26 protein-coding genes are annotated in these 25,423 nt (G+C 70.2%); 13 read left to right on the top strand and 13 right to left on the bottom strand.

What is annotated here, in order from left to right:
• Nucleotides 1-10 precede the first annotated feature (10 nt).
• From ACFYW8_RS22480 to ACFYW8_RS22505, 6 genes are all read right to left on the bottom strand, one after another.
• Complete coding sequence (locus ACFYW8_RS22480; protein ID WP_389078618.1) at nucleotides 11-748, bottom strand: Tellurium resistance; 738 nt, start codon at nucleotides 746-748, stop codon at nucleotides 11-13.
• 96 nt (nucleotides 749-844) lie between these two features.
• Nucleotides 845-1,993, bottom strand: a complete 1,149-nt coding sequence (locus tag ACFYW8_RS22485; protein WP_389078623.1) for a DUF475 domain-containing protein — start codon at nucleotides 1,991-1,993, stop codon at nucleotides 845-847.
• A 134-nt stretch (nucleotides 1,994-2,127) separates the two neighbouring features.
• Nucleotides 2,128-2,703, bottom strand: a complete 576-nt coding sequence (locus ACFYW8_RS22490; protein WP_365870984.1) for a TerD family protein — start codon at nucleotides 2,701-2,703, stop codon at nucleotides 2,128-2,130.
• A 102-nt stretch (nucleotides 2,704-2,805) separates the two neighbouring features.
• Nucleotides 2,806-3,381 carry a TerD family protein gene (locus tag ACFYW8_RS22495; RefSeq protein WP_365870985.1) on the bottom strand — a complete coding sequence of 192 codons (576 nt, stop codon included), beginning with the start codon at nucleotides 3,379-3,381 and terminating at the stop codon, nucleotides 2,806-2,808.
• Nucleotides 3,382-3,495: 114 nt separating this feature from the next.
• Nucleotides 3,496-3,954: a peroxiredoxin gene (locus ACFYW8_RS22500; RefSeq protein WP_389078632.1), complete on the bottom strand. Its 459-nt coding sequence runs from the start codon at nucleotides 3,952-3,954 to the stop codon at nucleotides 3,496-3,498.
• Nucleotides 3,955-4,198: 244 nt separating this feature from the next.
• The gene (locus tag ACFYW8_RS22505) at nucleotides 4,199-4,627 is read right to left on the bottom strand and encodes a DUF3052 domain-containing protein (protein WP_081217087.1); all 429 of its coding nucleotides are present in this window, start codon (nucleotides 4,625-4,627) and stop codon (nucleotides 4,199-4,201) included.
• 467 nt (nucleotides 4,628-5,094) lie between these two features.
• On the opposite strand from ACFYW8_RS22505, the gene aceE reads away from it, so the two are divergent.
• Together aceE and ACFYW8_RS22515 are read left to right on the top strand one after the other, a co-directional pair.
• Nucleotides 5,095-7,842, top strand: a complete 2,748-nt coding sequence (aceE, locus tag ACFYW8_RS22510) for a pyruvate dehydrogenase (acetyl-transferring), homodimeric type (RefSeq protein WP_389078640.1) — start codon at nucleotides 5,095-5,097, stop codon at nucleotides 7,840-7,842.
• 269 nt (nucleotides 7,843-8,111) lie between these two features.
• Nucleotides 8,112-8,891, top strand: a complete 780-nt coding sequence (locus tag ACFYW8_RS22515) for a potassium channel family protein (protein WP_389078644.1) — start codon at nucleotides 8,112-8,114, stop codon at nucleotides 8,889-8,891.
• Nucleotides 8,892-9,017: 126 nt separating this feature from the next.
• On the opposite strand, the gene ACFYW8_RS22520 is transcribed toward ACFYW8_RS22515, so the two are convergent.
• Nucleotides 9,018-9,317, bottom strand: a complete 300-nt coding sequence (locus tag ACFYW8_RS22520) for a small hydrophobic protein (protein ID WP_389078648.1) — start codon at nucleotides 9,315-9,317, stop codon at nucleotides 9,018-9,020.
• 145 nt (nucleotides 9,318-9,462) lie between these two features.
• Entirely contained in the window at nucleotides 9,463-11,082 is a 1,620-nt protein-coding gene (locus ACFYW8_RS22525; RefSeq protein WP_365870992.1) for an MFS transporter, read from the bottom strand.
• 122 nt (nucleotides 11,083-11,204) lie between these two features.
• Between ACFYW8_RS22525 and ACFYW8_RS22530 the strand changes: the two genes are divergently transcribed.
• The 3 genes from ACFYW8_RS22530 (at nucleotide 11,205) to ACFYW8_RS22540 (ending at nucleotide 14,400) form a co-directional block, all read left to right on the top strand.
• Nucleotides 11,205-11,894: a TetR family transcriptional regulator gene (locus tag ACFYW8_RS22530; protein ID WP_389078653.1), complete on the top strand. Its 690-nt coding sequence runs from the start codon at nucleotides 11,205-11,207 to the stop codon at nucleotides 11,892-11,894.
• A 367-nt stretch (nucleotides 11,895-12,261) separates the two neighbouring features.
• Entirely contained in the window at nucleotides 12,262-13,470 is a 1,209-nt protein-coding gene (locus tag ACFYW8_RS22535) for an alpha/beta hydrolase (RefSeq protein WP_389078658.1), read from the top strand.
• Between the two features lie 66 nt (nucleotides 13,471-13,536).
• Nucleotides 13,537-14,400 (top strand): DUF4429 domain-containing protein, encoded by an 864-nt coding sequence (locus ACFYW8_RS22540; protein ID WP_389079389.1) that lies wholly within the window; start codon nucleotides 13,537-13,539, stop codon nucleotides 14,398-14,400.
• Between the two features lie 30 nt (nucleotides 14,401-14,430).
• On the opposite strand, the gene ACFYW8_RS22545 is transcribed toward ACFYW8_RS22540, so the two are convergent.
• The gene (locus ACFYW8_RS22545) at nucleotides 14,431-15,447 is read right to left on the bottom strand and encodes an aldo/keto reductase (protein ID WP_389078664.1); all 1,017 of its coding nucleotides are present in this window, start codon (nucleotides 15,445-15,447) and stop codon (nucleotides 14,431-14,433) included.
• Nucleotides 15,444-15,926 carry a MerR family transcriptional regulator gene (locus ACFYW8_RS22550; protein ID WP_365870996.1) on the bottom strand — a complete coding sequence of 161 codons (483 nt, stop codon included), beginning with the start codon at nucleotides 15,924-15,926 and terminating at the stop codon, nucleotides 15,444-15,446. Before ACFYW8_RS22550 ends, ACFYW8_RS22545 begins: the two co-directional genes overlap by 4 nt.
• Nucleotides 15,927-16,021: 95 nt before the next feature.
• On the opposite strand from ACFYW8_RS22550, the gene ACFYW8_RS22555 reads away from it, so the two are divergent.
• Nucleotides 16,022-16,492, top strand: a complete 471-nt coding sequence (locus tag ACFYW8_RS22555; protein WP_389078671.1) for a GNAT family N-acetyltransferase — start codon at nucleotides 16,022-16,024, stop codon at nucleotides 16,490-16,492.
• 19 nt (nucleotides 16,493-16,511) lie between these two features.
• Nucleotides 16,512-17,333: a serine hydrolase domain-containing protein gene (locus ACFYW8_RS22560; RefSeq protein WP_365870998.1), complete on the top strand. Its 822-nt coding sequence runs from the start codon at nucleotides 16,512-16,514 to the stop codon at nucleotides 17,331-17,333.
• 38 nt (nucleotides 17,334-17,371) lie between these two features.
• Here ACFYW8_RS22560 and ACFYW8_RS22565 read toward each other — a convergent pair whose 3' ends face one another.
• Nucleotides 17,372-18,193, bottom strand: a complete 822-nt coding sequence (locus ACFYW8_RS22565) for an NAD(P)H-binding protein (RefSeq protein ID WP_389078678.1) — start codon at nucleotides 18,191-18,193, stop codon at nucleotides 17,372-17,374.
• A gap of 111 nt (nucleotides 18,194-18,304) precedes the next feature.
• Here ACFYW8_RS22565 and ACFYW8_RS22570 point away from each other — a divergent pair, with 111 nt between their 5' ends.
• Nucleotides 18,305-18,889 (top strand): TetR/AcrR family transcriptional regulator, encoded by a 585-nt coding sequence (locus ACFYW8_RS22570; protein ID WP_389079394.1) that lies wholly within the window; start codon nucleotides 18,305-18,307, stop codon nucleotides 18,887-18,889.
• A gap of 44 nt (nucleotides 18,890-18,933) precedes the next feature.
• Here the strand turns inward: ACFYW8_RS22570 and ACFYW8_RS22575 are convergent, their stop codons facing one another.
• Entirely contained in the window at nucleotides 18,934-19,590 is a 657-nt protein-coding gene (locus ACFYW8_RS22575; protein ID WP_389079398.1) for a pirin family protein, read from the bottom strand.
• A gap of 95 nt (nucleotides 19,591-19,685) precedes the next feature.
• Here ACFYW8_RS22575 and fasR point away from each other — a divergent pair, with 95 nt between their 5' ends.
• From fasR to fabF, 5 genes are all read left to right on the top strand, one after another.
• Nucleotides 19,686-20,891 carry a fatty acid biosynthesis transcriptional regulator FasR gene (gene fasR, locus ACFYW8_RS22580; protein WP_365871000.1) on the top strand — a complete coding sequence of 402 codons (1,206 nt, stop codon included), beginning with the start codon at nucleotides 19,686-19,688 and terminating at the stop codon, nucleotides 20,889-20,891.
• A gap of 89 nt (nucleotides 20,892-20,980) precedes the next feature.
• Complete coding sequence (locus ACFYW8_RS22585) at nucleotides 20,981-21,907, top strand: ACP S-malonyltransferase (protein ID WP_365871001.1); 927 nt, start codon at nucleotides 20,981-20,983, stop codon at nucleotides 21,905-21,907.
• A 4-nt stretch (nucleotides 21,908-21,911) separates the two neighbouring features.
• Nucleotides 21,912-22,943 (top strand): ketoacyl-ACP synthase III, encoded by a 1,032-nt coding sequence (locus ACFYW8_RS22590; protein ID WP_365871002.1) that lies wholly within the window; start codon nucleotides 21,912-21,914, stop codon nucleotides 22,941-22,943.
• A 75-nt stretch (nucleotides 22,944-23,018) separates the two neighbouring features.
• A complete protein-coding gene (locus ACFYW8_RS22595; RefSeq protein ID WP_365871003.1) occupies nucleotides 23,019-23,267 on the top strand; it encodes an acyl carrier protein in 249 nt (82 codons plus the stop codon).
• Nucleotides 23,268-23,394: 127 nt separating this feature from the next.
• Nucleotides 23,395-24,666 carry a beta-ketoacyl-ACP synthase II gene (gene fabF / locus ACFYW8_RS22600; RefSeq protein WP_389078694.1) on the top strand — a complete coding sequence of 424 codons (1,272 nt, stop codon included), beginning with the start codon at nucleotides 23,395-23,397 and terminating at the stop codon, nucleotides 24,664-24,666.
• Between the two features lie 136 nt (nucleotides 24,667-24,802).
• On the opposite strand, the gene ACFYW8_RS22605 is transcribed toward fabF, so the two are convergent.
• The gene (locus ACFYW8_RS22605; RefSeq protein ID WP_261702513.1) at nucleotides 24,803-25,297 is read right to left on the bottom strand and encodes a DUF3145 domain-containing protein; all 495 of its coding nucleotides are present in this window, start codon (nucleotides 25,295-25,297) and stop codon (nucleotides 24,803-24,805) included.
• Nucleotides 25,298-25,423: the final 126 nt, after the last annotated feature.

A 25,423-nucleotide genomic window follows, 5' to 3' on the forward strand; every position in this document is an offset into this window, starting at 1 on the left:
CGGCCGCACGCTAACGGTCGGCCTTCGACTTGTACCCGCGCCCCCACTGGAGCCCCCAGCCGTAGAGGCGGTCGAGTTCGGCCTGGAAGCCGTACACGAACCTCACCTCGCGGCGCACGGTCACCACGCCCTTGTTGAACTCGATCATGACGACGGCGCAGGAGCGGGCCTGCGGATGGCGTTCCTCCAGGCCGATCTCGATGCGCGGGCCGTTGCTCGGATAGAGCGTGATGACGGCGTGCGTACGGTCGAAGGCCGGGGTCTGGTCGTAGATGTAGACGAAGACCAGCAGCCGCTTGATGTCGTCGCGGTGGTCGAGGTTGACGAAGGCCGTCTCGCCGGTGCCCGAGCCGAAGCGGTCGTCGCCGCTGAGCTTGACGAACGGCGGGGCGTTGAGTTCGCCGAAGAAGCTGCCGAGCGGCTGGACGACGCCCTTGGTGCCGTCCGTCAGCTCGTACATGACACCGAGGTCGAGGTCGACGTTGACCATGCTCTGGGTGTGCGCCTGGACCATTTCCGGCTTGAAGGTGCGGAAGGGGTGGCGCAGCAGGCTGCCGCGCTGCGGGCCGCCTATGTCGGAGGTGCGCATCCGCCAGGACAGGTTGATGCGGAGGTTGCCGGTGGCCGCGCCCTGCTTGGTGAGCGAGACGGTGTGGTTGCGCTTGGTCATTTCGATGGAGTTGGACGCCGCGCTGCCGGAGTCGAAGTCCGCCGAGCGCCCGCGCCACAGGTCCTGCCAGATGCCCATTCCGCCCCCCACGTTTCTCGGTATGCGGCGGGGCGGCCGCGGAGGACTCGTCCTCGACGACCGCCCCGCCCAGAGCGTTCCTCAGCCGGAGGGGTGTCACACCCCGGACGAGACCTCAGCCTTCTCGTCCGAGGTCGGGCCTTTTCCCTCGGCCTCGGCGATGGCCTTGTTGCGGCGCACCGAGGACCAGAAGGACAGGGCGATCAGGACGACGCCGACGAGTCCGGTGATGACCTCGTTGATCTCGTACTGGATGGTCACGAGGAGGATCATGGCGAGCGCGCCGATCGCGTAGTGCGCGCCGTGCTCCAGGTAGACGTAGTCGTCGAGGGTGCCCTGGCGGACCAGGTAGACCGTGAGCGACCGGACGTACATGGCGCCGATACCGAGGCCGAGCGCCATCAGCACGATGTCGTTGGTGATGGCGAAGGCGCCGATGACGCCGTCGAAGGAGAAGGAGGCGTCCAGCACTTCCAGGTAGAGGAACATGAAGAACGCGGCCTGGCCGGCGAGGACGACGGCCGGCTTCTTCTTGCCGCTCCGCTCGGCCTCCTCCTCCGCCTCGTGTTCGCGCTCCTCGTCCTCTTCGAGCCTGTCCTCGAAGTAGCCGGAGAGTCCACCGACGATCATGTACGTGATCAGGCCCGCGATGCCGGAGACGAGCACCGTCTGCGCCTTGTCGACGTGTCCGCCGCCGTGCTGGTGGGCGTGGACCGCGAAGGTCATGGAGCTGATCAGCAGGACGATCAGGGCGATGCAGACCGCCAGCATGTCGACCTTGCCGAGCTTGGCCAGCGGGCGCTCGATCCAGCGCAGCCACTGGATGTCCCGGTCCTCGAAGATGAAGTCGAGGAAGATCATCAGCAGGAACATGCCGCCGAAGGCCGCGATCGACGGGTGGGCGTCGGTCACCAGCTGCTGGTACTTGTCCTTGTCGTTCAGCGCGAGATCGACCGCGTCGATCGGGCCGATCTTGGCGCTGATGGCGACGATGACGACGGGGAAGACCAGGCGCATGCCGAAGACGGCGATCAGCACACCGACCGTGAGGAAGATCTTCTGCCAGAAGGCGTTCATCTTCTTCAGGATTCCGGCGTTGACCACCGCGTTGTCGAAGGACAGCGAGATCTCCAGGACGGCCAGGATCGCCACGATGCCGAAGGCGGTCCACCCGTCGTAGGCGGCCGCCGCCGCCAGCCCTAGCACGGTGATCGCGAACGACCAGCCGAAGGTTTTCAGAAGCACTGGCTACCCAATCATCGTGTGGTGGGGGCACCCCCAAGCGGTGGCTCGGGGTGTGCAACCCTCGTGCCGCACTCGGCTTTACCTACTGTTGACCACGAAGTCTAAGGGGCCGCCTTCGGCTGACGCAGGTGGGCCTAGGAAACGTTGACGCCGAAGTCGAGCGCGATGCCCCGCAGTCCCGACGCGTACCCCTGACCGACCGCGCGGAACTTCCACTCGCTGTTGTAGCGGTAGACCTCGCCGAAGATCATCGCCGTTTCGGTGGAGGCGTCCTCGGAGAGGTCGTAGCGCGCGAGTTCCTGGCCGTCGGCCTGGTTGACGACGCGGATGAAGGCGTTGCTGACCTGTCCGAAGGTCTGGCCGCGATTGTCCGCGTCATGGATGGAGACCGGGAAGACGATCTTGTCGACGCCGGCCGGGACCTTGGCGAGGTCGATCAGGATCGACTCGTCGTCGCCCTCGCCCTCACCCGTGAGGTTGTCGCCGGTGTGCTCCACCGAGCCGTCCGGGCTCTTGAGCTGGTTGTAGAAGATGAACCACTCGTCCCCGAGCACCCGGCCGCCGCTGCACAGCAGGGCGCTGGCGTCGAGGTCGAAGTCGGCTCCGGTGGTGGAGCGCGCGTCCCAGCCGAGCCCGATCATCACGTGTGTGAGGTTCGGTGCGGCCTTCGAGAGGGAGACATTGCCCCCCTTGGCGAGCGTGACGCCCATGATGCTGGTCCTCCCCGAGGTTCGATCTTCACTTGGTACGGCGGATCCGGTGCCGCACCGAGGCGGTGCGGCACCGGACCGGGATGCCCGAGGCCCTGTGGCTCAGACGTTGACGCCGAAGTCCTGCGCGATGCCGCGCAGGCCCGAGGCGTAGCCCTGGCCGATGGCGCGGAACTTCCATTCGGCGCCGTTGCGGTAGAGCTCGCCGAAGACCATCGCGGTCTCCGTCGAGGCGTCCTCGGAGAGGTCGTAGCGCGCGATCTCCGCCTCGCCGGCCTGGTTCACCACGCGGATGTACGCGTTGCGGACCTGGCCGAAGGACTGCTGACGGTTCTCGGCCTCGTAGATGGAGACCGGGAACACGATCTTCGTGATGTCGGCGGGAACGGTGGCGAGGTTGACCTTGATCTGCTCGTCGTCGCCCTCGCCCTCACCGGTGATGTTGTCACCGGTGTGCTCGACCGAGCCGTCCGGGCTCTTCAGGTTGTTGAAGAACACGAAGTTCTGGTCGGTGCTGACCTTGCCGTCCGCGTTCGTGAGGATGGCGCTGGCGTCGAGGTCGAAGTCCACGCCGGTGGTGGTCCGGGCGTCCCATCCGAGGCCGACGATGACCGCGGTCAGTCCCGGGGCCTCCTTCGACAGCGATACGTTGCCGCCCTTGCTGAGGCTGACTCCCACGAGTCCTCCCAATGGTGTTCAGGGGCGGGGAGCCCCGTAGGTGCGTTGGTATCGGATCAACGGTTCGATCCTAGTGACGGGTTCCCGTGCCCCGCAGGGCTTGGAACCGAAGAATCACAGGGTGTCGAGCGCCTTGACGTACTCGTTCAGGTCACGCGCGTCCGGCAGCGCGTTGACGACCGTCCAGCGGACGACGCCCTCCTTGTCGATGATGAACGTGCCGCGCACGGCGCAGCCCTTGTCCTCGTCGAAGACGCCGTACGCGCGCGAAGTGTTGCCGTGCGGCCAGAAGTCGGAGAGCAGCGGGTACTCCAGGCCCTCCTGCTCGGCGAAGACGCGCAGGGTGTGGATGGAGTCGTTGGAGACCGCGAGGAGCTGGGTGTCGCGGTCGGTGAACTGCGGCAGGTTGTCGCGCAGGGAGCACAGCTCGCCGGTGCACACGCCGGTGAAAGCGAAGGGGTAGAAGAGCAGCACCACGTTCTTCTCGCCACGGAAGTCGGACAGCTTCACGGTCGCGCCGTGGTTGTCCTTCAGCTCGAAGTCCGGGGCCTTGGTGCCGACCTCGATGGCCATAGTCACTCGCTTCCCTTCCAAAGGTCTGTTCGGGTGACGACCAGCGTACGCATTGATCGACTCCCGGCCGCGGCGCGACCCCCCGCCAGGATCACCCGGACGCGTGGGCGAGACCCCCGCCCGGCTGGCTCACGGGCGCGCCGGGGCCCGGACCGGGTGTTCGGTCCGTGGCATACGTGAGGCCCCCGCCGAGGTGGCTCGGCGGGGGCCTCACGGATGCTCTGCTTGCAGACGGGGCTGCAGCTCAGCGCTTCGACTTGGGGGTGGCCAGGCGGGTGCCCGACCATTCCTTGCCGACGGAGATGCTCTTCGTCTGGGAGAGGCCGGCTGTCTGTGCGGCATCGCTGATGTCGCTGGGCTCGACGTAACCGTCCCTGCCGGTCTTCGGGGTCAGCAGCCAGATCATGCCGCCGTCCTCAAGGAGACCGATGACGTCCACCAGTGCGTCCGTGAGATCGCCGTCCTCATCCCGGAACCACAACAACACCACGTCAGCGACGTCGTCGTAGTCCTCGTCGACCAGATCCTGGCCGATCAGCGATTCGATGCCTTCACGGAGCTCGTGGTCAACGTCGTCGTCGAAGCCGATCTCCTGGACCACCTGTCCGGGCTCGAACCCCAGCCTGGCGGCCGGGTTGGTCCGCTCCTCCGCGTGGTCCGCGGTCGCGCTCACGGCTTGCCTCCTGATCATGTTTCGGGATTGGGGTCTCCCTCTGCTCGTCCAGAGTCAGGGGGAGTCTCAGCCACGCGCGTGCGCGAAGCGTTGGCCGTAGTCCACACGGGCGGAGCGGATCGCGCAAGTACCCGGCCGTCGAGACCGCCGAAACGGTGACGATCCTGGCAGTGTCGACGCAACTCCCGGCGGGCCATCATGACGCCGAGTGACGGGCACCACACCCTTCTGCCCCATTTATTCCATTCGGAACCCTTGGAGCGCACGAGAGCCGAACGGCTTTGCGGAACGCGTCACGCCCTGAGCGTATCGTTACGTTTTGGTCGGGGCCGTCCCAACGGTCTGCACGAGCGTCTCGGTTACCCCCTAGTAGAGATGACGTACGCGTTCCCGAGGTACACGATGGGGATCGGTGCAGATGCAGGGAAAACCCACCGTAGACAGCCCTCTGACAGCGAAGGAACAGCGTGGCTTCCGGATCCGATCGCAACCCGATCATCATTGGCGGCCTTCCCAGCCAGGTCCCGGACTTCGACCCTGAGGAGACTCAGGAGTGGCTCGACTCCCTCGACGCCGCCGTCGACCAGCGCGGCCGTGAGCGGGCCCGCTATCTGATGCTGCGGCTGATCGAGCGGGCCCGTGAGAAGCGCGTGGCCGTGCCCGAGATGCGCAGCACGGACTACGTCAACACGATCGCGACCAAGGACGAGCCGTTCTTCCCGGGCAACGAGGAGATCGAGCGCAAGGTCCTCAACGCGACCCGCTGGAACGCCGCCGTGATGGTCTCCAGGGCGCAGCGCCCCGGTATCGGCGTGGGCGGCCACATCGCGACCTTCGCCTCCTCGGCCTCTCTGTACGACGTCGGCTTCAACCACTTCTTCCGCGGCAAGGACGAGGGCGACGGCGGCGACCAGATCTTCTTCCAGGGGCACGCCTCGCCCGGCATCTACGCCCGCGCGTTCCTCCTCGACCGGCTCTCCGAGCAGCAGCTCGACGCGTTCCGCCAGGAGAAGTCGAAGGCGCCGTACGGGCTGTCCTCGTACCCGCACCCGCGGCTGATGCCGGAATTCTGGGAGTTCCCGACCGTGTCGATGGGCCTCGGCCCGCTCGGCGCGATCTTCCAGGCGCGGATGAACCGCTACATGGAGGCGCGCGGCATCGCGGACACCTCCAAGTCCCACGTATGGGCGTTCCTCGGTGACGGCGAGATGGACGAGCCGGAGTCGCTCGGCCAGCTGTCGATCGCCGCGCGCGAGGGCCTGGACAACCTGACCTTCGTCGTGAACTGCAACCTCCAGCGCCTCGACGGCCCGGTGCGCGGCAACGGCAAGATCATCCAGGAGCTGGAGTCGCAGTTCCGGGGCGCCGGCTGGAACGTCATCAAGCTGGTCTGGGACCGCACCTGGGACCCGCTGCTGGCGCAGGACCGCGACGGGGTGCTGGTCAACCGGCTGAACACCACGCCGGACGGCCAGTTCCAGACGTACGCCACGGAGACGGGCGCGTACATCCGCCAGCACTTCTTCGGCGACGACCACCGGCTGCGGGCGATGGTCGAGGGCATGACCGACGACCAGATCCTGCACCTCGGGCGCGGCGGTCACGACCACAAGAAGATCTTCGCGGCGTTCTCGGCGGCCAAGGAGCACAAGGGCCAGCCGACGGTGATCCTGGCCCAGACGGTCAAGGGCTGGACGCTGGGCCCGAACTTCGAGGGCCGCAACGCCACGCACCAGATGAAGAAGCTGACGGTCGCCGACCTCAAGGGTTTCCGCGACCGGCTGCACCTGCCGATCTCCGACAGGGAGCTGGAGGACGGCGCGCCGCCGTACTACCACCCGGGCCGCAGCTCGGAGGAGATCCAGTACATGCACGACCGCCGCAAGGGGCTCGGCGGGTACGTCCCGACGCGCGTCGTGCGGTCGAAGCCGCTGGTCCTGCCCGAGGACAAGACGTACGCGAGCGTGAAGAAGGGCTCGGGTCAGCAGTCCATCGCCACGACCATGGCCTTTGTGCGCCTGCTCAAGGACCTCATGCGGGACAAGGAGATCGGCAAGCGGTTCGTGCTGATCGCGCCCGACGAGTACCGCACCTTCGGCATGGACTCGTTCTTCCCGAGTGCGAAGATCTACAACCCGCTCGGCCAGCAGTACGAGTCCGTGGACCGCGAACTGCTGCTCGCCTACAAGGAGTCGCCGACCGGCCAGATGCTGCACGACGGCATCTCGGAGGCGGGCTGCACCGCCTCGCTGATCGCGGCGGGCTCGGCGTACGCCACCCACGGCGAGCCTCTCATCCCCGTCTACGTCTTCTACTCGATGTTCGGTTTCCAGCGAACGGGTGACCAGTTCTGGCAAATGGCCGACCAGTTGGCGCGCGGTTTCGTCCTGGGCGCGACCGCCGGACGGACGACGCTGACCGGTGAGGGCCTCCAGCACGCGGACGGCCACTCGCAGCTGCTCGCCTCGACGAACCCGGGCTGTGTCGCCTACGACCCGGCGTTCGGCTTCGAGATCGCGCACATCGTCCAGGACGGTCTGCGCCGGATGTACGGCTCGTCCGAGGAGCACCCGCACGGCGAGGACGTCTTCTACTACCTCACCGTCTACAACGAGCCGCTCCAGCACCCGGCCGAGCCGGAGAACGTGGACGCCGAGGGCATCCTGAAGGGCCTCCACCGCTTCAGCGAGGGCACCTCGGGCACCATCCCCGCGCAGATCATGGCCTCCGGTGTCGCCGTTCCGTGGGCCCTTGAGGCGCAGCGGATCCTGGCCGAGGAGTGGAACGTCAGGGCCGACGTCTGGTCGGCGACGTCCTGGAACGAGCTGCGGCGCGAGGCCGTCGACGTGGAGCGGCACAACCTGCTGCACCCCGAGGAGGAGCAGCGCGTCCCGTACGTGACGCGGAAGCTGTCCGCCGCCCAGGGTCCGTTCGTGGCCGTCTCCGACTGGATGCGATCGGTTCCGGACCAGATCGCCCGGTGGGTGCCCGGCACGTACCAGTCCCTCGGCGCGGACGGTTTCGGCTTCGCGGACACGCGCGGCGCGGCCCGGCGCTTCTTCCACATCGACGCGCAGTCGATCGTGGTCGCCGTGCTGACCGAGCTGGCCCGTGAGGGGAAGGTCGACCGGTCGGTGCTGAAGCAGGCGGTCGACCGCTATCAGCTGCTCGACGTGACGGCGGCCGACCCCGGCGCGGCGGGCGGCGACGCGTAGGACGGGTCCTGGCCGCAGGTACGGCGGACGAGGGGCGGGGGGGCGGGGGGCCCCCCCCCCCCCCCCCCGTTTTTTTTAAACGGGGGGGCCGGTAGGACTCGAAGGGCCCCGGGCCGGGGGGGCGGGGCCCCCCCCCCCCCCCCCGGGCCCCCCCGGGGGGGGGGGGGGGCCGCGGGGGGGGCGGGGGCCGGGGGGGGGGGCGGGCGGCGGGGGGGGGGGGGGGGGGGGGCCCCCCGCCCCTCGCGCCTTTTCTTTCTACGATGCGGAGCATGAAGGAAGAATCGGCACAGGTCCGTTGGGAGCTGCACACCCAGCGGCCCCTGCTCGTCCTCGCGGTGGCGTTCGCCCTCGGGTACGCCGTGCCGATCGTGGACAACGACGCCGGCCGCTCGGTGACGTTCACCTGCACGCTGGTGGAGTGGGTGGTGTGGGGCGCCTTCGCCACCGACTACCTCGTGCGGCTCGCGCTCGCGCGGCAGCGGCGGTCCTTCGTCCGCGACCACTGGCTCGACCTGTGCGCCGTGATCCTGCCGATCCTCCAGCCGCTGCGGCTGCTGCGGCTCGTCTCGACGCTGATGCTGGTGGGGCGGCGCGCGCGGATGGCCTCGCAGATCCGGCTGACGACGTACGTCGGGGGCGCGGTCATCGGCCTGCTGATGTTCGGCTCGCTCGCCGTCCTGTCGGTGGAGCGGGACTCGCCGAACGGGAACATCAGGACGCTGGGTGACGCGGTGTGGTGGTCGTTCACGACCATGACGACCGTGGGGTACGGCGATCACGCCCCGACCACGGGGATGGGCCGCGTCCTCGCGGTCGGCCTGATGCTCTCCGGGATCGCGCTGCTCGGTGTGGTCACCGCGAACATCGCCGCCTGGTTCATCTCCCGGTTCGAGAAGGACGACGTGGAGGAGCGGCGGCAGACCGCGGCGATCGAGGCTCTGGCGGCGGAGGTACGGGCGCTGCGGGCGGAGGTCGCCGCCCTGACCGGCGGCCAGGGGCTCCTGCCCCGTCCCCTGGCGACGGGGTCGGACGAACACTCCCCCACGTAGAACCCGGGGGCCCGGCGGCTCCGGCGGCTCCGGGGACGGTGGAACAACCCCCGTACAGACCTGTGGGCCCGCGCGCCGCGCGAAGCGGCACGGGGCCCACAGCCGGTTCCGGCCACCGGGTCGGCGTCAGAGCAGGCCGTTGCCCGCTCCGCCGGCCAGCCAGATGACCGCCAGGAGTGTGTCGATCGCTCCCAGCACCAGGGCTATCAGCGCCGGCACCGGCCCCGAGCCGGTCCAGCGGCGGCCCATCGCGAGCCACCCGCAGACCATCGCGGCCGGGCCGAGGACGATCCCCAGAGTGAAGAAGCCGGCCACCGCGCACACGACTCCGATGATGCCCAGGGTCGCGCTGTCCGGCCCGGTCCGTGGTCCCATCCGGCCACGTGAACGGGGGTGCCTGCGCGTGCCGTTTCCGAAGCCCGCCATCGTCGTCTCCTGAACTCCCGTGACCTCTCGGTCGGTTCGGGTCGATGAGTCGGGTACCCCGCAACGCCCGGACAAGACCTGCCGACGCGCCGTTCCGTCCGGCGGCGCGCAGGAGCGCGCCGCCGGACGGGGAATCGACGAGCGGTCAGATGTGACCGACGCCCGCTCCGGCCTCCGCGTTCTCGCCGCGCTTGGTGAGCAGCGCGACGAAGACGGCCACGACGGCGACACCCGAGGCGACGAGGCAGGCGAGGCTCATGCCGGAGATGAAGGTCTCGTGGGCGACGTCGGTGATCTGCGCGGCGATCGCGGCCGGGGTGTCCTTGGTGACCGGCGCGACGCCGACCCGGACCGCCTCGGAGGCCTGGTCGAGCTGGGCCGGGGTGAGCGGCGGCAGCTTGGCGTCGGTCCAGTTGCCCGGGAGGGCGCTGTCGACCTTGGAGGCCATCACGGCGCCCAGGACGGCCGTACCGAGGCTTCCGCCGACCTGCATGGCGGCCTGCTGGAGACCCCCGGCGACGCCGGAGAGCTCCATCGGCGCGTTGCCGACGATGACCTCGGTCGCGCCGACCATGACCGGCGCGAGGCCGAAGCCGAGCAGGGCGAACCAGACGGACATCACACCGCTGGAGGTGTCGGCCTCCAGCGTCGACATGCCGTACATGGCGATCGCGGTGGCCGCCATGCCGCTCGCGAGCGGGATGCGCGGGCCGAGCTTGGTGATGGCCAGACCCGCGAGCGGGGAGCCGACGATCATCATGCCGGTGAGCGGGAGCAGGTGCAGGCCCGCGTCGACCGGGCTCATGCCGTGCACGCTCTGGAGGTAGAACGTCACGAAGAACAGGCCGCCCATGAAGGCGATGGCCATGAGCATCATCAGCACCACACCCGCCGAGAGCGGGACGGAGCGGAAGAGGGCGAGCGGGATCAGCGGTTCCTTCACCCGCGTCTCCCAGAAGGAGAACGCCGCGAAGCCCAGGACCGACAGCCCCAGGAAGAGCCAGGTCTTGGTGTCGCCCCAGCCCCAGGCCGGGGCCTTGATCAGGGCCCACACCAGGCAGAACATCGCGCCGGACAGCAGCACGATGCCAAGGATGTCGAAGGAGCGCGGGGCGTTCTCGGCGCGGTGGTCCAGCAGGATCAGCAGGCCCAGCACGAGGGCGATCAGACCGACCGGCACGTTGATGAAGAACACCGACTGCCAGCTGACGTGCTGGACGAGCAGACCGCCGAGGATCGGGCCGCCCGCGGTGGAGGCACCGATGACCATGCCCCAGATGCCGATCGCCATGTTCAGCTTCTCGGCCGGGAAGGTGGCGCGGAGCAGGCCGAGCGCGGCCGGCATCAGCAGCGCGCCGAACAGGCCCTGGAAGACGCGGAAGGTGACCACGAGCGCGATGCTGTGCGAAAGGCCGATCGCGCCGGACGCGGCGGCGAAGCCGGTCACACCGATCAGGAAGGTCTGCCGGTGGCCGAAGCGGTCGCCGAGCTTGCCCGCGGTGATGAGGGAGACCGCGAGGGCGAGGAAGTAGGCGTTGGTGATCCACTGGACGTCGGCGAAGGTCGCGCCGAGGTCCTTGGCGATGGCCGGGTTGGCGATGGCCACGATGGTGCCGTCCAGCGCCACCATCATGACCCCGACGGCCACGGTGATGAGGGTGAACCACTGATGGCCGCGCAGGCCCGTGGACGGAGCCCGGTCCAACGGGGAGACCGGAGTCTTGTCGCCCGGGCCCGTCTTGTCGATGGTGGTCTGACTAGTCATTTTTCGAGGCTAGTGACAGCCACTGACAATTGACAAACCGATTCACAAGTCGGTAACTGTCACGTCACTCACAGATAGGCTGAACAGGGCGAACAGTTCGGACAGGGAGAGATCGCGACACCATGACGGACACGGTCGGCACGGCGGGGACGGTCGGCGCGGCGCCTCCGACGGCGTCACGCCCCGGGCTGCGGGAACGCAAGAAGCAGCGCACCCGGGACGCGCTGCTGCGGGCCGCCCTCGAACTGTTCACCACCCAGGGGTACGAACGGACCACGGTCGACGAGATCGCCGAGGCCGTCGACGTCTCCCAGCGCACCTTCTTCCGCTACTTCGCGGGCAAGGAGGACGCCGCTCTGTTCCTGCAGCGACTCAGCGAGTCGCACTTCATCGCCGCGGTGCGCGAACGACCGCCCCACGAAGCCCCGTTGGAGGCGCTGCGCCGGGCGGTCCTGGAGAGCTGGGACACCATCGGCGAGGCGATCGAAGCCGTCGTGCCGATCGAACTGCACATGCGCACCTACCAGTTGATCGAGTCGACGCCCGCCCTGCTCGCCGTCCATCTGCGTCGCTCGGAGGAGATCGAGGAGGAGATCGCGCGGCTGATCGCCGAGCGCGAGGGCCTCGACGTGGACATGGACCCGCGCCCGCGCATCGCGGTCGCGGTGTTCGGCGGGGTGATGCGGGTCACGGGCCGGCTGTGGGGCGCCGGCGAGGACACCAGCGTCGAGGCGATCCGTGAGCTGACCGCGTCCTATCTCGACCACGTGGGGCCCGCGTTGGCGGAGAAGTGGGGCACGGCGCCGCGGTGACGGCGGCGTGACGCTTCGTGACGTCACCCCGGGGTGCCCCCTCGGGACAGCCGGTGAGGTTCACGCACCGAGAGCTCGGCGCGCGCCCGCGTGAAGAACCCAGCGCATGTCCGTATACGGAACCTCGCACCCGTTCGCGCTCGTTGTACGGATGACGTCCGCGCGACATCCCTCACGGCGCGCCCGCGGAATCACAACACGCCCACACGGAGCGCCACATATCGCACACGCGTCGCAGGGATATGCGCACAGAGCGTCACTCTTTATCTCAAACTGAACCCGGTTTGCCCCAATCACCCCATCAGAAACGTGATACCAGTCACTCGTTTAACGGGAGGCTGCCCACTTCTCCTAGGGTGTCCTCTCAGTGACTTCCTTCGACACACCCCCCCAACTCAACGCCTGGCGCGCGCTGCTCGCGCTGGCCGTGGTGTTCGTGATGCTGGCCACCAGTGGCTGGACCGCGCTCCACAGCCACCGCACAGCCTCCCCGCTCCAGGCGTCCCGCTCCGCGTGGGAGCACGGCGGCATCGCCGGACACAAGCTGCCCGACCCGGACTCCGCTCCGGGCCGGCTGGCCCACTTCTTCACCACGCTCGACACGCAGCAGCGTTCCCGGCTCGCCCATCGCTATCCGCTCGCGGTCGGCAACATGAACGGCGCACCGGTGACCCTGCGCTACGCGGCGAACCGTCTCGCGCTGAAGCACGAGCGCGAGGTCGAGCAGAGGCGTACGCACGACAACCGGCTGTCCTCGCTCGGCCAGCACGAGGCGGGCCGCCGGATGCACCGCTACGAAGCGCTGCTGCACGACGGCCGCAAGATCCTCGCCTTCGACCCCAACGGCTCGGGGCGCGTCGCCGAGGTCTTCGGCGACCTCGACACGGCGCGCCGCGTCTCGGTCGTGGTGCCCGGTGTCGACACCGACCTGCTCACCTTCCAGCGCACGTACAAGCAGTACTCGGCGCCGGTCGGCATGGCGGGTTCCCTCTACCGGGCGGAGCGCTCGGCGGACCCGGGCGCGCGTACGGCGGTGATCGCGTGGGCCGACTACACCGCGCCCAGCGGGCTCGGCATCGACTCGGCCACCGCGATGCGCGCCGAGGGGGGCGCGGTTCGGCTGAACGCGCTGGTGCGGGCGCTGCCGGGGAACACGGAGGTGGCGCTGTACTGCCACAGCTACGGCTCGGTCCTGTGCGGGGTGGCCGCTTCCTCGCTGCCCTCCCGGGTGTCCGACATAGCGGTGGCGGGCAGCCCCGGCATGCGGGCGGCGAAGGCGGCGAACCTGCACACCACCGCCCGGGTATGGGCGATGCGCGACGCGGACGACTGGATCCAGGACGTGCCGCACATGGAGGTCGGCGGCCTCGGGCACGGGGCCGACCCGGTGTCGAAGGGGTTCGGGGCACGTCTCCTGTCCGCCGACGGGGCGAAGGGGCACGCCGGCTACTTCGAGCCGGGCACGGAGAGTCTCCGCAACTTCGCGGAGATCGGGATCGGCGCGTACCGCGCCGTCCGATGCGCGCACGATGATGACGTATGCCGGACGGGTTTGTCCGTCGGCGCGTCGGCCTGACGCGCGTAGAGGACGAAAAACTGCGGTCCGCCCAGAGAGGCGACGGAGGCTCGCGTGCCGCATACGATGGCCCGCATGGGTGACGTACTGGCCGGATTTCATGCCGCCTGGGAGTTCGAGTCCGACTCCGTGCTCATCCGCTTCGAACGGGGGATCCGTACGCCGAAGCTGTTCCAGGCACTGGGCGAACGCCGGATCCCCCTGGAGGCGATCGCGGCGGTGACGCTGACGCCCGGGAAGCGAGGCACGGTCGTTCTGCACGCGGTGCCGAGGCCCGGCGCCGATCCGCTGATGGAGGCGGCCGCGGGACAGCTCAAGGAGGGGTGCGATCCCTATCGACTGGTGCTGCCGGCCGAGCGCGAGACGCTCGCCGAGTACTACGCGGACGAGCTGCGCGAACAGATCACCACGGACGACGAGCCCGCCGAGCGCTATCTCGTGAAGCCGCCCGAGGGACCGCTGCACTTCAAGGCCTACGACGGGAAGGCGTCCTTCGACGGCAAGGCGGTGTCCTTCCGGTGGTTCTGGACGGGCGCGTCCTCGGCGAAGTGGAAGGCCGGCGACCAGACCTTCCCGGTCTCCGCACTGTGCGGGGTCGAGTGGCGGTCCCCGGAGGTGTTCGAGGGCCATCTGCGGCTGCTCCGACGGGAGCCCGCGCAGGCGCAGCCCGCCCAGGCGGACCAGGACCCGGCGGCGGTCGTCTTCGGGCTCGGGTACGGGCCGGTCCACGAGTCGCTGCCGTTCGCGGCGGCCGTGCTGGCCGCCGCGCGCTCCGCGAGTCCCGCGCCGGTGGCGGCGGCCCCGGTGCCGCGCAGGGATCCGGCCGACATCGCCGACCGGATCCGGCACCTCGGGGAACTGCACGGGGCGGGGCTCCTCACGGACGAGGAGTTCTCCGTCAAGAAGGCGGAACTGCTGGCGCAGCTGTAGCGGCGGGGGCCGGGACGCTCCGGGCCCCGCTCACTCCCGGCCCGCCGACGAGAACGACATGTCGGGGTAGCGGTCGCCCGCCACCCCGGCCGCGATCGGCTCCAGAAGGGCCAGCTCGTCCTCGGTCAGGGCGATGCCGGTGGCCGCCGTGTTCTCCTCCACCCTCGCGCGCCGGGTGGTGCCCGGGATCGGTACGACGGTCAGGCCGTGGACACTCGCCCGCTGCTGGACCCAGGCCAGCGCGATCTGGCCGAGCGAGACGCCACGGGCTTCGGCGACGGTACGGATCGGGGCGAGGAGCGCCACGTTCGCCGCCGCGTTCTCGCCGGTGAAGCGGGGCTGGGTGCGGCGGACGTCGTCCTGCGAGAGGTCCTGGTCGGCGTTGCCGAAGGAGCCGGTGAGGAAGCCGCGGCCCAGCGGCGAGTACGGGACGAGCGCCACGCCCAGCTCACGCGCGGCGGGCACCACGTTCGCCTCGATGTCCCGGCTGAACAACGACCACTCCGACTGGACGGCCGCGATGGGATGCACGGCCTGGGCGGCCCGCAGCTCCCCCGCGGTGACCTCGCTCAGACCCAGATGCTTGACCTTGCCCTCGCGGACGAGGTCGGCCATCGCGCCGACGCTCTCCTCGATCGGCACGTTCACATCGCGTCGGTGCATGTAATAGAGGTCGATCACATCGACGCCGAGGCGCTGGAGGCTGCCCTCGACGGCCTGGCGGATGTACGGCGGGTCGTTGCGGATGATCCGCTTGCGCGGGTTGTCCGGCGGGACCGTGACGCCGTACTTGGTCGCGATGACGATCTCGTCCCGGTGCGCCTTGAGGAACGGCGCGAGGAACCTCTCGTTCTCGCCGCCGCCGTAGCCCTCGGCGGTGTCGTAGAGCGTGACGCCGAGTTCCAGCGCGCGGTGCAGGGCGGCCCGGGAGGCGTCGGCGTCCGGCGGTCCGTACGCCCAGGTCATGCCCATGCAGCCGAGGCCCTGCACACCGACCTCGGGCCCCTCGTCGCCGAGCCGTACCGCCCTGATCCTGCTGTCGGTCATCGAGACCTCTCCGACGCGAGGGCGTGCCCCGCGTCACCGTAGAAGCTGATCTTCCGGTCGAGCACGGCGAGGGTGTCCCGCAGCTCCGCGATCCGGGCCTGGACGTCCCGGCGGGTCGCCTCCAGGAGTTCGTAGCGCTCCAGGTAGGTGTGGTCGCCCGCGCGGACCATCTCCGCGTAGCGGACCATGTCGGCGACAGGCATCCCGGTGAGCCGGAGCTTGCCGACGAGACCCAGCCAGTCCAGGTCGCGGTTGCTGTAGCGGCGCTGGCCGGTGTGCGAGCGGTCGATGTGCGGCATCAGACCGATGCGCTCGTACCAGCGCAGGGTGTGCGCGCTGAGGCCGGTGAAGACGACGACCTCGCTGATCGTGTAGTTGTCCCGGCCGTCCGGACGCCGCTCCCGCTCGGGAGGGCCGGCGCAGGTGTCGGCCCCGGTACCGGCCCCCGTGGCCTCGGCTGTGGTCTCCATCACCGTCATGCCCCCACGCTAAAACCCTGGAGTGCACTCGAAGCAAGCCGAATCCGCCGAAATTGCGAGGACGTGGCCGGGAGGCGGTGGTTACCGTGCGGATCATGAGTCTCGTACGCCGTGCCACGCCCGAGGACGCCCGGGAAGTACTGCGCCTGCGCCAGGTGATGATCGATTCGGTGTTCGACGTCGGTTCCTCCACCGAGTGGCACGCGGCGTCGCTGCCCACCGTACGCGGGAAGCTCGCCGATCCCGGAGGATCCTTCGCCGCCTTCGTGGTCGACCGTCCGGACCGGCCGGGGGCTCTCGCGGCCCTCGCCACCGGGACGGTCGAGTACCGGATCGGGCGGGCGGACAACCCGCACGGCACGGTCGGATACGTCTTCAGCGTCGCCACCGACCCGGACACCCGGCGCCGCGGTTACGCCCGTGCCTGTGTGGAGACGCTCCTCGACTGGTTCCGCGAGCGGGGTGTCGCCCACGTCGACCTGAACGCGTCCGCCGAGGCCGAGCCGCTCTACGCGGCCCTCGGGTTCGTCCGCAAGCCCGACCCCTCGATGCGGCTGAGCCTGTGAACGACTTAGGCTCGTGGGCATGTCCTTGCAGAGTCTGGCGCTGATCTCGAACTGGCCCGTTCCCACCGCCGCCGCCGCGGTCGTCCGCGCGGACGGCACGGTGGCCGGCTCGCAGGGGCCGGGCGGGCACCGTTTCGCGCTGGCCTCGGTCACCAAGCCGCTCGCCGCGTACGCCGCGCTCGTCGCGTACGAGGAGGGGGCGATCGAGCTCGACGAACCGGCCGGGCCCGCCGGCTCGACGGTCCGTCATCTGCTCGCGCACACCTCGGGGCTGGCCTTCGACGAGCACCGGGCGACCTTCGCGCCCGGGGAGCGGCGGCTGTACTCCAACGCCGGGTTCGAGGTGCTCGGGGACCACATCGCCAAGGCGGCCGACATGCCCTTCGCGGAGTATCTGCGCCAGGCGGTCCTCGAACCGCTCGGCATGACGGCGACGACGCTGGACGGCTCGCCCGCGAAGGACGGCGTCTCGACGGTGGACGACCTCGTCCGCTTCGCCGCCGAGCTCCAGGCGCCCCGGCTGCTGGACCCCCGCACGGTCGCGGAGGCGATGACCGTCCAGTACCCCGGGACCAAGGGCGTGCTGCCGGGGTACGGCCATCAGAGCCCCAACGACTGGGGGCTCGGCTTCGAGATCCGCGACTCCAAGTCACCCCACTGGACCGGGAGTTCGTCCTCACCGCGGACCTTCGGCCACTTCGGGCAGGCCGGTACGTTCCTGTGGGTCGACCCGGCCGTGGGCGCCGCCTGTGTCGCGCTGACCGACCGGACCTTCGGGCCCTGGGCCATCGAGGCGTGGACCCCGTTCACGGACGCGGTGCTGGCCGATCTCGCCTCCTGACGCAAGACTCCTGACGCGGCCCGGCGGCCCCGGCGGCGTCAGCGGAACGCCGCCGCGTTGCGCCGCGCCCAGGCCGCGAAGGTGCCCGGCGCGCGGCCGAGGACGCGTTCCACGTCGGGACTGACCCGCCGCTCCCCCTCGGTCGGCTCGCCCAGGATGGCGAGGGTGCCCTCGACGACGGGCAGCGGCATGAACCCGGCCATCAGGGCGTGCGCCTCCTCGCGGGTCTGCTCGGTGAAGCGCACCGGCTCGCCCAGGGCGGCGCCGATCGCGGCGGCCCGTTCGCGCGGGGTGGTCGGCGCGGGACCGGTCAGGGTGTAGACGGCCCCGGCGTGGGCGTCCTCGCGCAGGGCCGCCGCCGCGACGGCCGCGACGTCGTCGGGGTCGACGAAGGGCAGACCGATGTCACCGAACGGCGCGGCGGCCTCCCGCCGGGCGCGGACCGACTCGGCCCAGGCGTAGGCGTTGGTGTCCATCCCGCCCGACCGCAGGACCGTCCAGCCGAGGCCGGATTCCCGCACGGCCTTCTCGAAGCGCGCCGGGTGGGCGTAGGCCTCCGGGCGCGTTCCCGCACCCTGTGAGGACAGCAGTACCACCCGGCGGATTCCTGCGGTCTTCGCCGCCGCCAGGACACCCTGCGGATCCTCGCCCGCCACCAGCAGGAACAGTGCTCCGGCACCCTCGAACGCCGGTCCGAGCCCGGCCGGTTCGGCCAGGTCGGCGGCGACCGCGCGGACGCCTTCGGGCACCTCGTCCCCGGTGATCTTCCGGGCCACCGCCGTCACCGGCAGTCCGGCTCCGCTGAGCGTCCGCACCAGCGCGCGTCCGACGTTCCCGGTCGCACCCGTCACCACGTACATGTCGATCTCCTCGACCCGTAAGTTAGTTAGTCGACTGACTAACCCCGATGGACAGGACGCTAGCAAGTCGGGATGCCGCTGTCTATAGTCAGTCGGGTGACTGACTCAGAGATGTCCCGGGGAACGCGGCCGCGGGCCAAGGCGGCCGGCAAGCGGCGGCAGCTGACGGCGGCCGCGGCCCGGGTGCTGCACGAGCAGGGCGTCGAACGCACGACGATCGCCGACATCGCCCGCGCCGCCGAGGTCCCGGCGGGCAACGTGTACTACTACTTCAAGACCAAGGACGAGCTGGTCGAGGCCGCTCTCGCCGAACACGCGGGCCATCTGCGCGAACTCACCGACGAGCTCGACCAGCTCCCCGACCCGCGGAACCGCCTCAAGGGGCTCATCGCGGCCTGGGTCTCCGGTCGGGACACCGCGGCGCGCTACGGCTGCCCCACCGGCACCCTCGCCGCGGAGCTCGACAAACGGGAGGAGGGCGGCCTCGACCTCCTGGCGGGACAGGTCGTCCGCCAGTTGCTGGACTGGGTCGAGCGGCAGTACAGGGAGATCGGCGCCGCCGACCCGGCGGGCCGCGCGCTGACACTGGTCGGCGCCTACCAGGGGATGTCCCTGCTCTCCAACGCCCTGCGCGACCCGGAGATCATGACCCGGGAGGGAGACCGGCTGATCCGGGAACTCGACACGACGGTGTAGGGACCGGCTGATCCGGTCGGGGCCGACGGGTCGGCCCCCCGGTGTCAGCCGACAGCCATCTCCCACACCAGCAGCTCGGCGGGGACACCCGCGACCAGCTCCAGGTCCTTGGCGTCCGTGACCCGGGCCTCGTCGCCCTCCCCCAGTTCCACACCGTCCAGCCGGACCTCGCCGCGCACGACATGGACGTAGACGAACGGCGCGTCCGGGACGGCCGTGCGCTCTCCCGCCGTCAGCCGGCGCACATGGAGCATGGCGCCCGCCTCCGGGACCGCGTACGGGGTGGAGTCGGCGATGCCCCGGACGGTCTCGTACACGGGGTCACCGCCCGGTTCCAGCGGGGCCAGCCACATCTGGACGAAGACCAGCGGCAGCTCACCGTCGTTGCGCTCGACGTGACGGACACCGCCCGCGGAACTCAGCCGCTGGACGTCGCCGTGGCGGAGCACCGTCTCGTGGCCCGCCGAGTCGCGATGGGTCAGCTCGCCTTCCACCACCCAGGTGACGATCTCGGTGTGAGCGTGCGGGTGCTCGTCGAAGCCGGCGCCGGGGGCGAGCCGCTCCTCGTTGCAGGCGATCACCGCGCCGAAGCGGAGGTTGTCGGGGTCGTAGTGCGGGCCGAAGGAAAAGGCGTGGAGCGAGGAGATCCCGGCCGCCGGGTCCCCTCCGCGGTAGCGCTCGTCGGCGCGGCGGACGTCCATCACATCCACCACCGTAGCCCCGGCCCGGCGGCCGCTCCGCTCCTACTTGCGACCCGCCGCCGCACAGCTCCGTCCGGATAAGGCAGTCTTGTCCCGTGCCCGAACCCGAAGCCAGCAAGACCGAGCGCCAAGCGCACGACGTCCACTCGCACACCGCGACCCTCAAGCGGCTGGAGAAGTCGGCCGGCAGTCTCGCCGCCCAGGCCATCACGCGGATGGACGAGACGCTGCCGTGGTACCGGGCCATGCCTCCGGAGAACCGCTCGTGGATCGGGCTGGTCGCCCAGGCCGGTATCGCCGCCTTCACCGAGTGGTTCCGGCACCCGGACGCGCCGCAGGCCATCTCCACCGATGTCTTCGGGACCGCGCCGCGCGAGCTGACCAGGGCCATCACCCTGCGTCAGACGGTGGAGATGGTGCGGACCACCATCGAGGTCATGGAGTCGGCCATCGACGAGGTGGCGGCTCCCGGCGACGAGTCCGTGCTGCGCGAGGCGCTCCTGGTGTACGCCCGCGAGATCGCCTTCGCCACCGCCCAGGTGTACGCGCAGGCGGCGGAGGCACGCGGTGCCTGGGACGCCCGGCTCGAATCGCTCGTCGTGAACGCCGTGCTCTCCGGCGAGGCCGACGAGGGCGCCGTCTCCCGGGCCGCCGCGCTCGGCTGGAACTCGCCCGAACATGTCTGCGTGGTGCTGGGCACGGCACCCGACGGTGACAGCGAGCTGACGGTCGAGGCCATCCGGCGGGCCGCCCGGCACGCCAAGCTCCAGGTGCTGACGGGGGTGCTCGGGGACCGGCTGGTCGTCATCGCGGGCGGCAGCGACAACCCGCTCGCCGTCGCCAAGTCGCTGATCGGCCCGTTCGCCGCCGGATCGGTCGTCGCCGGGCCCATCGTGCCCGACCTGCTCGCCGCGACCCGGTCCGCGCAGGCCGCGGCGGCCGGGCTGAAGGCGTGTTTTGCCTGGCAGGACGCCCCGCGCCCGGTGCTCGCGGACGATCTGCTGCCCGAGCGCGCCATCGCCTCGGACCCGTCCGCCCGTGAGCAGTTGGTGGAGGAGATCTACAGACCGCTGGAGGAGGCCGGCTCCGCGCTCCTGGAGACGCTGAGCGTCTATCTGGAGCAGGCGAGCAGCCTCGAAGGCGCTGCCCGGATGCTGTTCGTCCATCCCAACACCGTCCGCTACCGGCTCCGACGTGTGACTGACGTCACCGGCTGGTCGCCCTCGGATGTACGATCCGCGTTCACGCTGCGGATCGCGCTGATTCTGGGGCGTCTGGCCGATGGAGATCCCCAGACCTAGGCTTTTGTCGGGGACCTACAATTCCCTCTCGTGTTCTTCGTCCCTGTCCCCACGGGCGGCCGTGGCCGTCCACAAGAGAGAGTGTGAGAGTGCTCGTACTCGTCGCTCCCGGCCAGGGCGCTCAGACGCCCGGCTTCCTGACTCCTTGGCTCGACCTCCCCGGTGCCGCCGAACGCCTCGCCGCGTGGTCGGACGCCATCGGGCTCGACCTTGCCCACTACGGCACGCAGGCCGACGCGGACGCGATCCGCGACACGGCCGTCGCCCAGCCGCTCCTGGTCGCCGCCGGTCTGCTGTCCGCCGCGGCACTCGGTGACGTGACCCCTGGTGCCGTCGCCGGCCACAGCGTGGGCGAGATCACCGCCGCCGCGTTCGCGGGCGTGCTCGACGACACCGCCGCGCTGTCCCTCGTACGCAAGCGCGGCCTGGCGATGGCCGACGCCGCCGCGATCACGCGGACCGGGATGTCGGCACTGCTGGGCGGGGACCCCGAGACCACGGTCGCGCACCTGGAGAAGCTGGGGCTGACCCCGGCGAACGTGAACGGCGCGGGCCAGATCGTGGCCGCCGGCACGCTGGAGCAGCTGGCCGCCCTGGAGGCGGACAAGCCCGAGGGCGTCCGCCGTGTCGTGGCCCTGAAGGTGGCGGGCGCGTTCCACACCGTCCACATGGCCCCCGCGGTCGAGGCGCTGGCCAAGGCCGCCGAGGAACTGAGTCCGGCGGACCCGCGGGTCACCTACGTCTCGAACCGGGACGGTCAGGCCGTCGCCTCCGGTGCCGAGGTCGTCTCGCGTCTGGTCGGCCAGGTCGCCAACCCGGTCCGCTGGGACCTGTGCATGGAGACCTTCCAGAAGCTCGGCGCGACCGCGCTGATCGAGGTGTGCCCCGGCGGCACGCTGACCGGTCTCGCCAAGCGCGCGCTGCCCGGCGTCGCGACGCTGGCCCTGAAGACACCCGACGACCTCGACGCGGCTCGCGAGCTCATCGCCGAGCACAGCGCGGCCCAAGGAGCCTGAGAGCATGTCGAAGATCAAGGCCCCCAAGGGAGCTCCTTTCGCGCGCATCCTCGGCGTCGGCGGCTACCGTCCTGTCCGGGTGGTGCCCAACGAGGTGATCCTGGAGACGATCGACTCGTCCGACGAATGGATCCGCTCGCGCTCGGGCATCGAGACCCGGCACTGGGCCTCCGACGAGGAGACCGTCGCCGCGATGTCGATCGAGGCGTCCGGCAAGGCCATCGCCGACGCCGGGATCAGCGCCGAGCAGATCGGCGCCGTGGTGGTCGCCACCGTGTCGCACTTCAGCCAGACCCCGGCCATCGCCACCGAGATCGCCGACAAGCTCGGCACGAACAAGGCCGCGGCCTTCGACATCTCGGCCGGCTGCGCGGGCTTCGGCTACGGCCTGACCCTCGCCAAGGGCATGATCGTCGAGGGTTCGGCGGAGTACGTCCTCGTCATCGGCGTGGAGCGGCTGTCCGACCTCACCGACCTGGAGGACCGCGCGACGGCCTTCCTGTTCGGCGACGGCGCGGGCGCGATCGTCGTCGGTCCCTCCGAGGAGCCGCACATCGGCCCCACGGTCTGGGGCAGCGAGGGCGACAAGGCCGGCACGATCAAGCAGACCGTGCCGTGGGACCGCTTCAGGGTCGGCGACGTCTCCGCGCTCCCGCTCGACTCCAAGGGCGAGATCAAGTTCCCTGCCATCACGCAGGAGGGCCAGGCGGTCTTCCGCTGGGCCGTGTTCGAGATGGCGAAGGTCGCCAAGGAGGCGCTGGAAGCCTCCGGACTTTCGCCGGACGACCTGGATGTCTTCATTCCCCACCAGGCCAACGAGCGGATCATCGACTCGATGGTGAAGACGCTGAAACTGCCGGGACACGTCACGGTCGCGCGTGACGTGCGCACCACCGGCAACACCTCGGCCGCCTCGATCCCGCTCGCAATGGAGCGGCTCCTGGCGACCGGTGAGGCGAAGAGCGGCGACACCGCGCTCGTCATCGGCTTCGGGGCGGGTCTCGTGTACGCCGCGACGGTCGTTACCCTCCCCTAGGCACTCCGTACCGGATCATCCGGTCCGTACGGAATACCGCCACCCCTCTGGAAACACACCGAAGGAGCGCCTGACATGGCCGCCACTCAGGAAGAGATCGTCGAAGGTCTCGCCGAGATCGTCAACGAGATCGCCGGGATCCCCACCGAGGACGTCCAGCTGGACAAGTCCTTCACCGACGACCTGGACGTCGACTCGCTGTCCATGGTCGAGGTCGTCGTCGCCGCCGAAGAGCGCTTCGACGTCAAGATCCCGGACGAGGACGTCAAGAACCTCAAGACCGTCGGCGACGCGACGAACTACATCCTCAAGAACCAGGCCTGATCTTCCGGTCACCTGGGCCGACCGTCCGGGTTCACCGGGGCCTGGTGCCCTGGTTCCCCTGGGCTGATGCCCCGCCACCCGGCGGTGGCGCCGCTGAATCCTCGTATCCGTTGGAGAAAGAATTCCCGTGAGCCCGACCAATCGCACCGTGGTCGTCACCGGTATCGGCGCAACCACACCGCTGGGTGGCGACGCAGCCTCTACCTGGGAGGGCCTGATCGCCGGACGTTCCGGCGTACGCCCCCTCGAGCAGGAGTGGGCCGCCGACCAGGCTGTCCGTATCGCGGCGCAGATCGCCGTGGAGCCGGGCGAGGTCATTCCCCGCCCGCAGGCCCGTCGCCTGGACCGCTCGGCGCAGTTCGCGCTGATCGCGGCCAAGGAGGCCTGGGCGAACGCCGGTTTCACCGACAAGGCGGGCGAGGACCCGAGCGTCGACCCCGACCGGCTGGGCACGGTCATCGCCTCCGGCATCGGTGGCGTAACGACCCTGCTCGACCAGTACGACGTGCTGAAGGAGAAGGGCGTACGCCGTGTCTCCCCGCACACCGTCCCGATGCTGATGCCGAACGGTCCCTCCGCCAACGTGGGGCTCGCCGTGGGCGCCCGCGCCGGTGTGCACACCCCGGTCTCCGCCTGCGCCTCCGGCGCCGAGGCCATCGGCTACGCCATCGAGATGATCCGCACGGGCCGCGCCGACGTCGTCGTCGCCGGTGGCACCGAGGCGGCCATCCACCCGCTTCCCATCGCCGCGTTCGGCAACATGATGGCGATGTCCAAGAACAACGACGACCCCGAGGGTGCCTCGCGCCCCTACGACGTCGCCCGTGACGGCTTCGTTCTCGGCGAGGGCGCCGGCGTCGTCGTCCTGGAGTCCGCCGAGCACGCCGCCAAGCGCGGCGCCCGGGTGTACGCCGAGGCGGTCGGCCAGGGCATCTCTGCCGACGCGCACGACATCGTGCAGCCGGAGCCCGAGGGCCGCGGCATCGCGCGCGCCCTGCAGAACCTGCTCGACAACACCGACCTGGACCCGGCCGAGATCGTGCACGTGAACGCGCACGCCACCTCGACGCCGGCCGGTGACGTGGCCGAGCTGAAGGCGCTGCGCAAGGTGTTCGGCGACGAGGCCGACCACTTCGCGGTCTCCGCGACCAAGTCGATGACCGGTCACCTCCTCGGTGGCGCCGGTGGCGTCGAGTCGGTCGCGACCGTGCTGGCCCTGTACCACCGTCTCGCGCCGCCGACCATCAACGTGGACAACCTCGACCCCGAGGCGGAGGCCGCCGCCGACATCGTCCGCGGCGAGGCGCGCAAGCTGCCCGTCGAGGGCCGTATCGCCGCGCTGAACGACTCGTTCGGCTTCGGTGGGCACAACGTGGTGCTGGCGTTCCGTTCCGTCTGACGCCGGGTTCCCTGTTCCGAACGGCGTGTGGCCCGTACCCCTGGTTCCAGGGGTACGGGCCACACGCCGTTCGTTCTTCGGTCGGGTTGAGCCCCGCGTCCCTGACGGAGGCCCCTGGCAGGCCCCTGACGGAGCGTCACACCACCTGGTGCAACCAGCGGACCGGGGCGCCCTCACCCGCGTAGCGGAAGGGTTCCAGCTCGTCGTCCCAGGGCTTGCCGAGGAGCTTGGCGAGGTCGGCCTCCAGGTCGCTCTCGCCGCGCTGGGAGCGCAGCAGCGCGGCGCGCAGCCGGTCCTCGGGGATGAGGATGTCGCCGTGGATGCCGGTGACCGCGTGGAAGATGCCGAGCTCGGGGGTGCAGCTGTAGCGCTCGCCCTCGGCGGTGGGGCACGGTTCGGCGGTGACCTCGAAGCGCAGCAGGTGCCAGCCGCGCAGCGCGGAGGCGAGCTTGGAGGCGGTGCCGACCTCGCCCTTCCAGGAGAACTCGGATCTCCAGGTACCCGGGGCGGCGGGCTGCCGGATCCAGTCGAGGTTGACGCGCGTGCCGAGCACCCCCGCGACCGCCCACTCGACGTGAGGGCACAACGCGCGGGGCGCGGAGTGCACGTAGAGAACTCCACGTGTCGTCACTGGGGCCTCCGGACAGAGCGAGACATCTTGTAACTTAGCGGAACGGCAGTGGCAGGGCGGCCACGTGGCGAGGCTACCCTGCGGCGGCGCAAGGAGTGTGACGTACCGTCGGTCCAAGCGCCGTGA

Origin of the sequence: Streptomyces sp. NPDC002742, assembly GCF_042888885.1 — a bacterium.
Lineage (GTDB): Bacteria > Actinomycetota > Actinomycetes > Streptomycetales > Streptomycetaceae > Streptomyces.

Coding starts and splice junctions, on each gene's coding strand:
- ACFYW8_RS22590 (WP_365871002.1), top strand. CDS start 21,912: ATGTCGAAGATCAAGGCCCCCAAGGGAGCTCCTTTCGCGCGCATCCTC.
- ACFYW8_RS22560 (WP_365870998.1), top strand. CDS start 16,512: ATGTCCTTGCAGAGTCTGGCGCTGATCTCGAACTGGCCCGTTCCCACC.
- ACFYW8_RS22575 (WP_389079398.1), bottom strand. CDS start 19,590: ATGGACGTCCGCCGCGCCGACGAGCGCTACCGCGGAGGGGACCCGGCG.
- ACFYW8_RS22525 (WP_365870992.1), bottom strand. CDS start 11,082: ATGACTAGTCAGACCACCATCGACAAGACGGGCCCGGGCGACAAGACT.
- ACFYW8_RS22595 (WP_365871003.1), top strand. CDS start 23,019: ATGGCCGCCACTCAGGAAGAGATCGTCGAAGGTCTCGCCGAGATCGTC.
- ACFYW8_RS22520 (WP_389078648.1), bottom strand. CDS start 9,317: ATGGCGGGCTTCGGAAACGGCACGCGCAGGCACCCCCGTTCACGTGGC.
- ACFYW8_RS22545 (WP_389078664.1), bottom strand. CDS start 15,447: ATGACCGACAGCAGGATCAGGGCGGTACGGCTCGGCGACGAGGGGCCC.
- ACFYW8_RS22530 (WP_389078653.1), top strand. CDS start 11,205: ATGACGGACACGGTCGGCACGGCGGGGACGGTCGGCGCGGCGCCTCCG.
- ACFYW8_RS22550 (WP_365870996.1), bottom strand. CDS start 15,926: ATGACGGTGATGGAGACCACAGCCGAGGCCACGGGGGCCGGTACCGGG.
- ACFYW8_RS22490 (WP_365870984.1), bottom strand. CDS start 2,703: ATGGGCGTCACGCTCGCCAAGGGGGGCAATGTCTCCCTCTCGAAGGCC.
- ACFYW8_RS22570 (WP_389079394.1), top strand. CDS start 18,305: ATGTCCCGGGGAACGCGGCCGCGGGCCAAGGCGGCCGGCAAGCGGCGG.
- ACFYW8_RS22500 (WP_389078632.1), bottom strand. CDS start 3,954: ATGGCCATCGAGGTCGGCACCAAGGCCCCGGACTTCGAGCTGAAGGAC.
- ACFYW8_RS22515 (WP_389078644.1), top strand. CDS start 8,112: ATGAAGGAAGAATCGGCACAGGTCCGTTGGGAGCTGCACACCCAGCGG.
- ACFYW8_RS22555 (WP_389078671.1), top strand. CDS start 16,022: ATGAGTCTCGTACGCCGTGCCACGCCCGAGGACGCCCGGGAAGTACTG.
- ACFYW8_RS22540 (WP_389079389.1), top strand. CDS start 13,537: ATGGCCCGCATGGGTGACGTACTGGCCGGATTTCATGCCGCCTGGGAG.
- ACFYW8_RS22480 (WP_389078618.1), bottom strand. CDS start 748: ATGGGCATCTGGCAGGACCTGTGGCGCGGGCGCTCGGCGGACTTCGAC.
- ACFYW8_RS22565 (WP_389078678.1), bottom strand. CDS start 18,193: ATGTACGTGGTGACGGGTGCGACCGGGAACGTCGGACGCGCGCTGGTG.